Source organism: Sivoneniella epilithica UHCC 1019, assembly GCF_040830845.1.
GTDB lineage: Bacteria > Cyanobacteriota > Cyanobacteriia > Leptolyngbyales > Leptolyngbyaceae > ULC077BIN1.
In genome coordinates this window covers 62,648-76,220 of sequence record NZ_JBFPDP010000025.1, presented here as the reverse complement: position 1 = coordinate 76,220, position 13,573 = coordinate 62,648, and the positions used below count along the sequence as shown (strand labels likewise).

The window sequence follows — 13,573 nt, the reverse complement described above, 5'->3', positions numbered from 1 at the left end:
CTATTCCTGATTGCATTCGCGATCTTGCCAACCAAATCCATCAAGTTTTTCGCTGGCTAACATGAAACCACCCTGCTCTCCCAGTAGGAGAGGGGTTTTTGGACATTTCTTGTTCCCTCTCCTACTGGGAGAGGGCTAGGGTGAGGGCGCTCTTTGTGTTGTTTCAGGAAAGTTGCACATCGCGTTAAATCCTTGCATCATTGCTCAAAACTCAAAACTCAAAACTCAAAACTCAAAACTCAAAACTCAAAACTCAATTCCCGTCATTCGCTAAGCAACATCTTGGCTAGCACCGCTCATGGGCGATATGCCAAAAAGATAGGTCAGAAAACTGGGACTCAGTTCTTTGTTCCAAGCGCGTAGCCGTACCATAACGCGCATCAGGGTAAAAGTAAGCTCGATCGCGTGGTTCAGGTGATCAGTTCCCATCAAGTCATCGCTGTGGGTACGTTCGCCCTGATGATGTTTGAGCAAATCAACCAAGTTATGAGTAGAGCCTTTCATTTGGGTGAAAAACGGCTCTGCGAAAGCCCATCGGTTAAAGCCCCAAAATTTTGCCAGATGGTTTACTTCGTCTTGCAGGGGTTGGGCGATCGCCTGTTGTAGGTCGCCTGTCGAATGTGCCATCAGCCAGAGATATACCGCAGCAGCGCTCCATTCAGTGGTGATTCGGAGGAGGGTGTGATGATACACCGCATTCCACGGGTCGCCGTTAGGCTGATACCCTGTGACGGAGTTAAGCTTGAGTTGAAGTTTTTCTCCCGTCAATTGCTGATAAATCTTGCGAAGGGCGGGGGCATGTTGCCGTTCTTCCTTTTCCCACACGCCCATTGTTTTGATGGAACCATCGCCATTACAGGCGCCGCCCATAAAAAACGCCATTTGAGGATGCGCGGCTTCCAAGTAATCCCAACTTTCTTGAGAGTAAGCACGAATTGGAGCCTCAATTTCTGTGGCACCCGCAATGATGAGGGCAAACAGGGCTGGATCAATGCCAATTACCTGATCGGGGTTAATTCCTTTCCAGTTAATCGGTTCCCAAGGGCGTGTGTGAGGCGTGGTGAACTGGCTAGGAAGATCCGTTAGGCGATCGCTGAGGAGGGAGATCGTCAGGTAGCGATCAATCAGCCGATTCACCCGCGCTCTGGTTTGCAAATAGCTAGGATTTTTGGGGCAGTAGCCCGCGAGATCAAACGTAGCAGCGGCAACTTTCGAGTAGGAGCGAGAAGGCAGTAAGACAGTCATAATAAGGTTCCTGCTAATCAAGGGGGGATTGAATCTTAGAGCCGTTGGGGTTGCGCTCCATACTTCTTAGAATGCCTGAACCTTTCGAGCCTGCTGGCTTAAACTCTGGCTAAAAAATTGGCGTAGTTTTTGATGAGGGAATCTCACGACAGAAGCATCCCGTATTGCACACTAAAAACTGACCTGCCAGACTCCAGTTTGATCAAAACTGGATGCATTCTGATTAAAGTAGAGCTATCTAGATAGAAGATTTATGGAAGGAGCGCTTAAAGCGTCGGCACAAGGGTTAAACCTGATGGAGCAGGCACGTAAACGCAAAGGTTGGAACCGCCAATCTGTGAGTTGGAGTGATGCCGCCCTAACTAGCGTGGCGTGTTTGAAACAGTTTTGGCGTGGCGAACGCATTCAACCCGATACCTTCATCCGTATTTGTGCCGCTGTTGGAATGGCTGATTGGCAAGCGATCGCCGAGTCCTCTTCTACCGCTGACACAACCCATACTCCGCTTCCCTGCCTCGACTGGGGCGAAGCCCCCGAAATCTCCTTTTTTTGCGGACGAGAACAGGAATTGGCAACCTTGGAGCAGTGGATTCAGGGCGATCGCTGCAAACTGATCGCCATCCTGGGCATGGGCGGCATCGGCAAAACGACTCTAACCGCCATGCTGATCGAACGAGCGATCGCAAATGATGATCGCCCTTTCTGTCGCTTGATTTGGCGATCGCTCCGGAACGCGCCATCCCTAGAGACCCTGCTGGCAGATCTGATTCCTTTCATATCCCAGCAACCCCAAATTGCGCTACCAGATACTTTAGATCAGCAGTTGTCTTTGCTGCTTCGCCACCTGCGCGACTATCGTTGTCTGCTCATCCTCGACAATGCTGAATCTATTCTCACCCCTGCTTCCCTACTTGCCCCTGCTTCTTTCTCTCCCCGTGCCTCTACTGCCCTTGGCACCTACCGCCCTGGATACGAAGCCTATGGTGAACTGCTGCGCCGCATTGGGGAAGAGCGGCATCAAAGCTGTTTGCTGTTGACTAGTCGAGAGCCGCCCCGCGAGGTCGTATTATTGGCAGGTGAAAAAGTGCGGAGTTTACACTTGCCGGGGCTATCGAATCCTGACGGGCAGGCTATTTTAGCCAGAGTTGGCTTGGCAGCGGCTTCGGGGATGGAGTCAGCGGCGATCGTGGAGCATTATGGCGGCAACCCGTTGGCGTTAAAAATCGTGGCGGCGGGTATTCGCGGCTTGATGGAGAGTGATGTGACGGGTTTCTTAGAGTTGATGCATCAGGGGAGTTTTTGCTTTTCTGATATTCAAGATTTGCTAGAGCGCCATTTCAACCGCCTGTCTCACGTAGAACAAGAAGTAATGTATTGGTTGGCGATCGCCCGTGAACCTGTTTCCCTTGCAACTTTACATACCGATCTGCTGTCACCCGAATCTCGCATTCAACTTCCCCAAACCCTGGTTTCTCTCAAACAGCGCAGCCTAATCGAATCTGCAAAATTGCCCTTGACAACGAACGACACTGGCTATACGCTCCAGCCTGTGGTGATGGAGTACACTACCAGTCGCCTGATTGCAGAACTCTGTGGCGAAATAATCAATCAACATCTCGATTGGTTTCGCAATTATGCCCTGCTCAAAGCTCAAGCAAAAGATTACATTCGCGAAGCCCAAACTCGTTTCTTGCTCGATCCATTGGTGCAGCGGCTTCAGTCACTTTGCAACACGATTAACTTACCGACTCATCTCGTTCAACTGGTGCGCCCTTTTCAAGGAAAACCACCGCTGCAAACCGGGTACATGGGCGGTAATGTGCTAAATCTATTGCGCCATCTTCAGGCAGATTTAAGCGACTCTGATTTTTCTCAGTTGACTATTTGGCAAGCGGATCTGCGCGGCGCAACGTTGAACCACGTTAATTTTAGCCATGCTGATTTGACTGCTTCTGCGTTTACTGAAACCTTTGGCAGCGTGATTGCGTTGACGTTTAGCCCGGATGGAGAAACGCTGGTGACCAGTGACGATCGCGGCTGGGTATACCTTTGGCGCGTGGCAGATAGTACTCAACTCTTGGCATTTCAGGCACACAGCGAATGGATTTTTGGCTTAGCGTTTAGCCCCGATGGAAAAATGCTAGTGACGGGCAGCCTTGATCGCACACTCAAACGGTGGGATAGCCAAACTGGGCACTGCTTACAAACGATTCAAGTGCATACGGGCGGCATTGCAGCAGTTGCTTTTTCTGCTGATGGCACTCGCTGGGCAAGCAGCAGCAGCGACCAGACGATTAACCTATTCACGGAGTCTGGCGAACATTTACAGACGTTGACCGGACACAGTGATATTGTGCGAACGATCGCCTTTGGCAGGGCAGGCGATCGCCTATTACTGGCAAGCGGCAGTTTCGACCAGACCATTCGTATTTGGGACGTGCAGACTGGAAACTGTCTCAAAATCTTGTCCGATAGTGGCGCTGTATTGTCATTAACGTGGCTGCGAAACAAGCTATTAGACACTGGACTGCTAGAGGGAGATCGCGCTGACTCGTGGCAGTTGGCAACGGGGGGCGATGATGGCGCAATCAAGCTCTGGGATTGGCAAGCCGCCACCTGGACAAGCTTAGAAGGGCACACAGACGGTATCTGGAGTTTGGCACTGAGTCCTGATGGATGCACCCTCACCAGCGGCAGCGGCGATCGCACCCTCAAATGTTGGGATGTGCAAACGGGACAACTGCTGCGAACCTTACGCGGTCATCACAATCGCATTTGGTCAGTTGCCGTTAGCCCAGAAGGTCACCAAATTGCCAGCGGTAGCGAAGATAAAACGCTCAAATTGTGGGATAGCCAGACGGGGCAGTGTCTTCGCACGTTGCACGGCTACCACAACACCACGTTTCCGATCGCGATTTTTCCGAATGCAACCAGTCCGCCAACGTTGCTCACCTTCAGCGAAGATCATCAAGTGCGCTTTTGGGATGTGCAAACCGGGCACTGTCAAAAAACGCTGCATTTGCCGCCGCAAGATATTTTCCATGCTGCCCTGAGTCCCGATGCTCAAATTCTTGCCAGCAGCGGTTTAGACCACACGATTCGCTTATATGACCTGCAACAGGAAACCAGTCTGCATCAACTGCAAGGACACACTGCCTGGATTCGATTTGTGGCATTTCACCCCACTCAACCCTGGATTGCTAGCGCCAGCGGCGATCGCACCCTGCGCCTGTGGCACACCCACACGGGAGAATGCTTACAAGGATTGGAAGGACACAAAAACCCAGTGCAGTCCCTGGCGTTTAGCCCTGATGGTCGCCTGCTTGCCAGCGCCAGTTGGGATGCCACCCTCCGCCTGTGGGATCTAGAAAGCCGGATTTGCCTACGCATCTTAGTAGGACACACTAGTCGCCTGGGATTCTGCGCCTTTAGCCCCGATGGAATGCTGCTGGTGAGCGGTGGACAAGACCAGACCCTCCGCCTGTGGCAGGTGGAAACGGGCGATTGCCTGCGAGTCTGGGACGCTCACCAGGGCAGTATTGCGGCGATCGCCTTCCATCCCCAAGGGCATTGTTTCGCCAGCGCCAGCTTAGACGGCACCGTCAAACTATGGGATATCCACAGTGGCACCTGTTTACAAACCCTAGCTGAGCAAATCGACTATAACAACGCGCTACTGTTCAGCCCCGATGGTCGCTTGCTGAGTGTGGGGAGTCGTAACGGCACTTGCACCATTTTTGAGGTGGAAACTGGGAATCGTCATTTAATCTTGCACATTCCTCGTCCTTACGAAGGCATGATGATTACCGATGCAACGGGCTTAACCGATGCCCAACGTCTGACTCTCAAAACACTAGGCGCGATCGAAAAAGTTGTGCCATCATAAACACCGTCATGCGTTCATCGCTCCAAACTGCGTGGATCAAGGGCATCCCGTAACCCATCCCCTAGCAAATTAAACGCCAGCACCGTCAAAATAATCAGCACGGCAGGCGACCAAATTAGCCAAGGTTGCAACACCAAGACAGACGCATTAGTCGCGAGGGACAGCATATTGCCCCAAGATGGATCGGGCTGCTGAATGCCGAGACCGATTAGACTGAGGACTGATTCTGCCACGATGAAATCTGGAATGGATAGCGTCGCCGCAATAATAATGTAGGTGGCAGTTTGAGGCAAGATGTGGCGCACGATGATGTAGAGCGATCGCCCACCCATTGCTTTCGCCGCCTGCACAAATTCTCGTTCTTTCAGCGACAACACCTCACCCCGAATCACCCGCGCTAACCCTGCCCAACGAATGAATGAAGTAATCAAAATAATCAGCAAAAACCGCTGAGCGCTGCTGAGTCCTGTGGGCAATACGGCGGCTAGGGCAATCAATAAGTAAATGCTAGGAATCGTCATCAGCACTTCTACGAGGCGCATCAGAATGATATCTGTCCAGCCGCCAAAATAGCCGGAAATACCGCCCACCAGCATTCCTAAGGGAAAAGAAATTGCAATGCCCACTAGTCCAATGCTGAGGCTAATCCGTCCTCCAAAGACCAATCGGCTAAATTGATCGCGGGCTTGTTCATCGGTGCCTAGCAGATTCCACTTGCCCGCCCCTTCCGTACCAAACAACCGTAGGCTGGCGGGAATGCCGGAAAAGACTTCCACTTCATCAAACTTAGGATTCGTCAGGGAGAACTGGGTAGGCAAGGGCAGCTTAATTTGAAACAGGCGATAGGGTTCCCCTTGCACAAACAAGCGAATCGGCGATGGTTTGCTGCGATCGACAATTAGCTTGCGATCGCCCGTCTCCAAATCGACAGGTCCTTGAGTCGTGGGATAGACATGAGGACCGACCACTCCTGGCTCATTCCAATAAATTTGGGTCGGTGGCAACAGTGCCCCATCGGGCTGAGAGGTGTAGGGATTATAGGGCGCAACAAATTCAGCCGCAATCACCGCCAGATAAAAAGTGATCAATACCAATGCCCCCAGTCTTGCCAAGGTATTAGTTTTTAGCCGTCGCCACCAGTTCATAGGAAAGCCAAGATTTTGTTTACTCAAATTAGCATATCGGCTCAGATGCCCAATGGGGCTTAGAGCGATGAGTGTTCCAAATCCTCATGTTCCACTACAAACACATTGGAATAGAGATTGGCAGCAATTTGTTTTCCTTGTTGAGTCAAAGAAAGATACTGTAAGGCATCTTGGATATAAGGATAGACTCCATGCCAATAGAATTTGGGATAGTTTCGGCGCAAATCTCCTGGATGGCGATAGCCTAGCGCTTGGTTGACTCCAGTCTCTTCAAACTCATAGAACAACGCCCCAATTTTTTTCAGGTAGCGGGGGTCGCTCAGTTGCCCAATCAAATCGGACGCTCGAATCAAACCCGGAAAGTTTGTGGTTTCTTGGTGATCCTCTGCATTCGGAACCGGAAAGCGAGTCAGTTCAATGTTGTGCTTAATCACTTCAGCATCAATCAGCTTGTGTCCCCCAAAGCGTTCATCGATAAAGAGTTTTGCTCGGTCTACATGGTAGGGCGTAAGGGCGGCATCGGAGGAGCCAATTGACAGGGGAACCATGCCGCCATCTTTGCCAGTGGCATACAAACCAGTTCGATCCTGTCGGCACACTCCTTTAACGTAGCCAATGTCGTGACAAACTAGCGCGATCACATAATGTAGCCAATCGTCACAAGAAACGCCGCCTTCACGAATGTGTTTGCCGCGCAGAATTTCTTGCCCAACCAGAGCGACCAGAATAGAATGCTCGACGTTGTGATAGAGTGCATCGCTATTGGCAATATTTTCCATTGCCATGGAGCCAACCCAGCCGATGATATCTTCGTAGTCTGACTTTAAGCCGCCATAGGTACGGCGGTAGCCTTCCTTTAGCTTTTTAACAAAGTCTTCGATTAATAGTTCAGTGGCATTAAACATGCTGTTTTTTGGCGAAACTGGGTGCGATCGCGATATTAAAGCGTCTTCAGGAAGTCCCTAGTAAAAAACATAAGCTTGGCAAAAGAGATTGTAGCGCTGTTTCCTATAGTTCCCTCACTGTATCCAACTGAACAGAATCCAATTACACAGAATTTCTGTCTATTCTTACAGCCCCAATCAACTCTTACAGTCCCAATCAACCCAAATCAGGCAGATCTCTAGAATCCTGCTCAGCTTTCTGATAGCTTAACCAGTGCTTCTTTGACGGTGGGGGGTAACTGACGGAGGATCTTGCCCTTTTCGCGATCGACGGCAACTAACGTAATTCTGGCGGATACAAACAGCGTTTGCCCATCGGTCGATTCAACCTGATAATCCCAATTAATCCGCACCCCCGACATTTCTGTCATCCGAGTTTTTACGATCGCCGCCATGCCCATTTGCACCGACTGATGATAGCGCAAGGCAAGCTCAACTACTGGCAAATCGCAGCCCAACGCCACTAAATTAGCAAATTCAATCCCAATCGATCGCAGGCATTCAATTCGAGCTTCCTCCATCCAAGCAATATAAGCACCATGCCAAACATTCCCACCATAGTCCGTATAGTGCGGGTGAGCCACCACTGGATAATTAAACCAAGTGGGCGTAGTTGCTTGCAAATCGCTTTGAAGCACGCCTGTGGGTGGAAGTTGATGAGTATCCGATGAATTCATAGTCATTAAGATATAACTAACTTGGTTTGATGCTGTTTAGCCATTAAAGAACATTTCAATGCAGAAGATTAGTACAGATTTGTGAAAAATTGTGGATTCAAAATACAGTTGATTGAGCAGAGCAAGGGATAAAGCTATTAATAGAAATAGATTTTGTTGCCAACGGATTTGATTGCCAATAAATCTTTAGTTTCTGTCGCGATATAAATCACCTCCAGCACACTTAACGTTTTGAGACACGAGCCAAAGCAATGATAGAAAAAATTTTACTAGCCAATTCCGGCACCGGAAATTCTGAAGAAATGCTAAAAGCGCTGATGGATATTCCTTCAATTCAGCGAGCAAGAGTGACGGTGTTGCATGTAGTTCCTGCCCAAACGACGACCGAGGCGATGACTGAAAAATGGGAGGAAGGCGGTAAGGTTTTGGCAAACGCGATCCAAACGCTGAAGCTTGATCCGAATCATGTGAACGCGATGTTGCGACAAGGCGAACCCAAAGATGTCGTGTGCAAAGTGGCGGAAGAAATCGACGCAGACTTGATCATTATGGGATCACGCGGACTCAAGCGAATTATGTCCATTTTGGAAAATTCGGTGAGTCAATATGTGTTTCAGCTATCGTCTCGCCCCATGTTATTAGTCAAGGATGATATTTACGTTAAGAAAATCAAACGGGTGATGGTGGCGATCGATAAATCTGAGGCATCCAAGAGTTGCTTGAAATTGGCGCTATTTTTGCTGCGCGATATCAAAGGCAGTCAGATTACATTAGTGCATGTGGATGCCAGCATGAGCGCAAAATCTGAGCAGAAAACGGGTGCTGAAGCGGAGAAAGATCCAGTGCTGGCTGCGGCGATCGCAGAAGCCAAAAAAATGGGCGTGTCCTATCAAGGTATCTCGGCTATCGGTAAACCTGGTGAACTGATTTGTAGCATTGCTGAAGATACTCACGCTGATTTACTGGTGTTAGGCTCACCCGATCGCCGCCCTTCGATCGCGAAAGGCTTGCCTGACCTCGATCGCCTCCTGGGAACTTCTCTGTCCGACTATGTGCGAGTCTATGCGAATTGCCCGGTGCTGTTGGCACGGACAGCAGGATAGGGCAGAAATCGGGGCGAAAGGCTAAACATAAAACAAAAAATGTAAATCCTCCTCTCGCCCCTGCCTGCTTCCAGTCTATAGAATGAATTAACGCCAAATTCACGGTTAGGCGATTAATCTTAAATGTAGATTAAAATCTATCTTCAGCCTACTCGGTAGCAACCTATTTTTTATCTCCAAAACCCCATTCTTATCTCCAAAACCCCATTTAGGAAATGATGGTATCTTGATGTCAATGAGCGATCTAGAGCAGTGCTACAAGATTTTGGGGCTTAAGTCTGGCGCTTCCCTTCAAGAAGTGAACCAGGCATATAAAGACCTGGTTTTAATTTGGCATCCCGATCGCGTTCCTAAGGGCAATCCTCGCTTAGTTGAAAAAGCAGAGGAAAAAATGAAGGAACTGAACCATGCACGCGATCGTCTGCGCGATCGCTCCAATGGACAAGCAAATTCTAACGGAACTACCCAATCGACCAAAAGCACTCGTTCAGAACCAGAGCCGCGTTCTCAATCTCGCCGACATTACTATCAGCCCTATCCTCGCCCCCATCAGCAGTATCAAGAGTCTGCTTCTCACGCCAAAGAAAAACCGCGCTATTCGGCATCTTCTGGTCAGTCTACATCCTCTGGAAAAACTGCATCCTCTGAAAAAACTACAAATTCTCAATCAACGCAAACCCCAAAGCCGCCAGAGCCGTCTCGTTCTTCAACGTTCAACTCGTCTGACTATGCGCCCTATCAAGCGTATTACCAGGCAACTTCCTCCCAGGTGTCTCAGTCTGCTTCAACGCATTCCCCAACCAAGCCTCCAGCATCCCCCAAACCCGAACCGCCCCCCCGTCCTATTTATGAGGCTCCAGTTTGGCGATCGCCCCACCCTGATATGAGCGGTACTAATTTTAGTGGGGCAGATCTTACCGAACGAGACTTGTCTCAGCGAAACTTAAGCAACGCCAATTTGAGTCATGCCAATTTAAGCGATGCCTTTTTGCATGGCGTTAACTTAAGTGGGGCGAATTTACAGCAAGCCAATTTATTTCGAGCAAATCTACTGCAAGCCAATTTGAGACAGGCAAATTTGAAAGATGCCAACTTAATTGGGGCAGATTTGAGCGGAGCCGATTTAACCGGGGCAGATTTGCGGGGTGCCAAAGTCAGCGCGGGCGATCGCATCATGGTTAAACTGACTGGGGCTACGTTAACTGGAGCCATCCTGCCCGATGGTCGGGTTTATAGTTAAGCAAAAACTTCATCCAAAAAACTTAACCAAAAGCCAACCTGTCAATTAACTTCCCTTGATCTCAGGGTTGTAGTCTAGGCGACATCGCCACATGAATAGGATGTTGTTTATGCTTCAACTCTCTACTTCCAAAACGCCTCAGCGGGATTTGCGTCAATTTTTGGAAGGAGTTTATCAAGGGCGACATTTGCAAGCATTTCGGGCTGGGCAAACGATCCCAATGAATCCTCTAGATATTTGGGTGGTTTGTCGTGGGGTTGTTCAGTTGAGTACGCTGTATCCCAATGGCGATGAGGCTCTGCTAGGGCTGGCGTGTTCATCTATGCCGTTTGGTCTTCCCTTATCACTGATTTACCCTTATCAGGCGATCGCGATGTCAGATGTAGATTTGATGTGCCTAACCTTGATTGAAGTGCAGCAATCGCCTGATTTGACCAATGAAATTTTCTTGCATCTTAGTCGCCGATTGCGTCAAGCCGAAGCCATGCTAGCCATGGCGGGGTGCCGTCGTGTAGAAGATCGCCTACGTCAACTTTTGCTGTTGTTACAAATGGAAATTGGCTCCCCTTGTGCTGAAGGAACCCGCTTGAGTGTGCGGTTAACCCATCAACATTTGGCAAGCGCGATCGGCACCACTCGCGTGACGGTAACTCGACTGCTCGGCAAACTGAAAGATGAAAACTGGCTAAAGTTGGATAGTAGTCGTCACATTGTCTTGCTGCAATAGTGAGCGTGTTTTTAATCTGACATAGCAGATTTTATGCTTGCGGAAGTTGATATAAAAAGCATCTTGTAAAAAGTTTTAGAGGTGTGCCGATACGACTAATTTCTAGGCGCATGTAGTTTCTAGGCGCATGTAGCAGTGTGCGATCGTGAAAGGTGTTGCGAAGCAATGCATCGCCTATTTACAAAACAAATTCTGCTTCTGCGAGAGGGGAGTAAGCGAACAGATGGTGGCGCTCATGAAGACCGCTATTTGTTGAGTAGCCTTCTCTGTCCTTAGAAGGAGTTGTAATCTCTGTCCTCCGTTGGGTTAAAGCCTCACTTATCCCTCGTAATCTAAGGGGACTTACTGAATACAAATAAGAGGTTCTCTATGACTTCCGTTACTTCAAATGTCGCGCCTGAGCAGGTAAAAGCTTTTCAAGCATTGGACGTAGATCAGCAATTAGCGCTGTTTTATTTTATTTATGAAAAGATGGGAGATACAGTTACGCCGGCGGCTCCGGGCGCAAGTAAGGCATCACCCGAAATTGCTGAAGGATTATTCACTCAAGTCAAAGAGTTATCTTTTGAGGATCAACTCCAGCTTCAACGGGATTTGATTACAGGCAAAGATACCGTAATTACGCGAGAATATGCCGCACTAAGCGATACTACAAAATTACTATTTTGGTATTTATTAGCGCAAGGAATGGATAGCAATCAAATTATTCCAATGCCACCTGATTATCAACTTTCTGGTGAAGCAAACCAGTTGTTGACTCAGGTTCAAGATCTAGGTTTTGAAAAGCAGATTGCATTTTTCCGCGATATTGTTTCCCCTATGGGATTTGATGCAACTGGTGCTTAATTGTGTTGATGATTTTGTGTTGATGATTTAGATTAGTTCAAGCAATGAAGCTAGCTTAAAAAAGTTGGGAGCCTGTAGAGAAACAGGCTCCCAATTCAGTTTTCGATTTGTTATCTAGTTGGTATGGTTTTATAAATCACTGGAGCGATCGCTATAGTCTTCTGATACTTCTGGATCAAGTTCCCATCGGCGATCGTCCCGTGCTTCAAGAATCTCATTGGTTCTCAAAAACGCTCTATCGTCCATTTCTAACCCAACCGCCGCTCCTAGCTCATCCACAATATCCATATCAGGAGTTGGCATTGTGCCCCCAACCGATTCATCCCCTACTGCATCAACGTCTATGCCAGTAAGCATTGAATCAGATTCATCAAAATCCTCTATGCGATCGCGCAACGGTTGTCCACTAGAACTCGTTCCAGACTGGTCATGAACACCTGTCCCATAAGATTCTGTCACTTCCTTGGGAAGATCGATAGTTTTTTGCAGCGCTTGTTTATCACTCAATTTTTCTGAATTGTCTAAAAGTTCATTATCTGAATTGTCTACATTTTGATTCATGGTCGTTTACCTGACAATTTACTGAAAGAATCTTTTACAATTAGTTTGCAATTAAATAGAAAATACTTATCTCCAACGAGAAAGATCCAACGAGAAAGAGTAGTATTCAAATTCCCTTTCTTTAGGAAGATGACTTTAAGATGAAGGCTATTCTGTGGCATCTGAAGGCTATTTTGTGGCATCTTACGTTTATTTAGATCCACCTACTTAAAGCTACGTTCCTGCACTGCCTGTCAATTTAAGTAAGTTTAGCTGGACTTTTAAAAAATAAAATCATTAAGTAGATAGATATCTTTGTTAGCTTTTTCATTTTAATCACATCGCAACTTGGTCAATTGTTAACCTACTCTCATTTCTAAACCTTTTCTCTAAAGCAGGAAGCGGAAATCGGAACCCTGAAGCACTTAAATTCTACTGCTACTTTTTCTTGCTATTTTTTTCTTGCTATTTTTTCCACTGATTGTTTAATATTTCTTAGATTATGCTTAATATCTCTTGGGTTGCTTAGTGCTACAAATAAATTTAAATTAATGTATCTCTTTTGATATTTTTTAACCTTTCTAATGACAGACACAGCATTTGTAGCCACAACCTACAGTTAATGTATCAACTTCATTAGATAAGGAAAAGCTAAAAAGCTGCTTTTTTTTGAAGTTGAAGCGGCACCTATGAAAAATCTACTGTTGATAATAAACAGGATTTTTCAACTTTCCAAAGCCGTCAAAAATTTACAATTTCAAGAGGCAATCATGGAAACCAAGCGTAACTTAAAAAATAACCTGCTTAATCTAGTTAGATTTTCTAGCGTTAGTGCCTTAGCAGTCTGTTCAGCGATCGCCCTATTTCTTCCAGAGTCGGCTAATTCTCAACAGTCTCCTTCTACATCCCCTAATTCAGGCGGATTAGAGCAACAAAACACTATCAATCCTATTAACTCAGAAAATCCTAGTACCTTAAGACAAAACCCTGCAACTATTAGGCAGAATTCAATCAGAAATGATAGCTTAACCGCTCCCAACTCTAATACTCCTGGAAGAGGTACTTATACTGCTCCTCGTAGTGGTCGTTCAACTGATGGAATTTCTCCCAGTGGAACTCAAGGTTCCATGAGTCCATCCATGAGTCCATCGATGGGTGTTGGTGGAAGTGCTGAGTCCGGTGTGGGTGGTAGCCGACTGACTAGCCCAAATACAGGTGGC

The 13,573-nt window shown here is 47.6% G+C and carries 11 protein-coding genes; 6 read left to right on the top strand and 5 right to left on the bottom strand.

Going from position 1 to position 13,573, the window contains the following annotated elements; genetic code table 11:
* Positions 1-270: 270 nt before the first annotated feature.
* Complete coding sequence (locus tag AB3R30_RS15890; protein ID WP_458650181.1) at positions 271-1,245, bottom strand: ferritin-like domain-containing protein; 975 nt, start codon at positions 1,243-1,245, stop codon at positions 271-273.
* A 253-nt stretch (positions 1,246-1,498) separates the two neighbouring features.
* Between AB3R30_RS15890 and AB3R30_RS15885 the strand changes: the two genes are divergently transcribed.
* Positions 1,499-5,131, top strand: coding sequence for a WD40 domain-containing protein (locus AB3R30_RS15885; RefSeq protein ID WP_458650180.1), 3,633 nt, complete (start codon positions 1,499-1,501; stop codon positions 5,129-5,131).
* Between the two features lie 14 nt (positions 5,132-5,145).
* Here AB3R30_RS15885 and AB3R30_RS15880 read toward each other — a convergent pair whose 3' ends face one another.
* The 3 genes from AB3R30_RS15880 to AB3R30_RS15870 form a co-directional block, all read right to left on the bottom strand.
* Positions 5,146-6,276 carry an ABC transporter permease gene (locus AB3R30_RS15880; protein WP_458650179.1) on the bottom strand — a complete coding sequence of 377 codons (1,131 nt, stop codon included), beginning with the start codon at positions 6,274-6,276 and terminating at the stop codon, positions 5,146-5,148.
* 59 nt (positions 6,277-6,335) lie between these two features.
* Positions 6,336-7,181, bottom strand: coding sequence for an Npun_R2479 family HD domain-containing metalloprotein (locus AB3R30_RS15875; RefSeq protein WP_458650178.1), 846 nt, complete (start codon positions 7,179-7,181; stop codon positions 6,336-6,338).
* Positions 7,182-7,411: 230 nt separating this feature from the next.
* Positions 7,412-7,897 carry an acyl-CoA thioesterase gene (locus tag AB3R30_RS15870; RefSeq protein WP_458650177.1) on the bottom strand — a complete coding sequence of 162 codons (486 nt, stop codon included), beginning with the start codon at positions 7,895-7,897 and terminating at the stop codon, positions 7,412-7,414.
* Positions 7,898-8,148: 251 nt separating this feature from the next.
* On the opposite strand from AB3R30_RS15870, the gene AB3R30_RS15865 reads away from it, so the two are divergent.
* From AB3R30_RS15865 to AB3R30_RS15850, 4 genes are all read left to right on the top strand, one after another.
* Positions 8,149-9,000: a universal stress protein gene (locus AB3R30_RS15865; protein WP_458650176.1), complete on the top strand. Its 852-nt coding sequence runs from the start codon at positions 8,149-8,151 to the stop codon at positions 8,998-9,000.
* Between the two features lie 229 nt (positions 9,001-9,229).
* A complete protein-coding gene (locus AB3R30_RS15860) occupies positions 9,230-10,240 on the top strand; it encodes a pentapeptide repeat-containing protein (RefSeq protein WP_458650175.1) in 1,011 nt (336 codons plus the stop codon).
* Between the two features lie 109 nt (positions 10,241-10,349).
* Positions 10,350-10,967, top strand: coding sequence for a Crp/Fnr family transcriptional regulator (locus AB3R30_RS15855; RefSeq protein WP_458650174.1), 618 nt, complete (start codon positions 10,350-10,352; stop codon positions 10,965-10,967).
* A gap of 369 nt (positions 10,968-11,336) precedes the next feature.
* Positions 11,337-11,813, top strand: a complete 477-nt coding sequence (locus tag AB3R30_RS15850; protein ID WP_458650173.1) for an orange carotenoid protein N-terminal domain-containing protein — start codon at positions 11,337-11,339, stop codon at positions 11,811-11,813.
* 129 nt (positions 11,814-11,942) lie between these two features.
* Here AB3R30_RS15850 and AB3R30_RS15845 read toward each other — a convergent pair whose 3' ends face one another.
* Positions 11,943-12,374 carry a DUF6335 family protein gene (locus tag AB3R30_RS15845; RefSeq protein ID WP_458650172.1) on the bottom strand — a complete coding sequence of 144 codons (432 nt, stop codon included), beginning with the start codon at positions 12,372-12,374 and terminating at the stop codon, positions 11,943-11,945.
* A gap of 749 nt (positions 12,375-13,123) precedes the next feature.
* Between AB3R30_RS15845 and AB3R30_RS15840 the strand changes: the two genes are divergently transcribed.
* Positions 13,124-13,573, top strand: a 450-nt coding sequence (locus AB3R30_RS15840) for a hypothetical protein (protein WP_458650171.1), incomplete at its 3' end; no start/stop codon positions are given.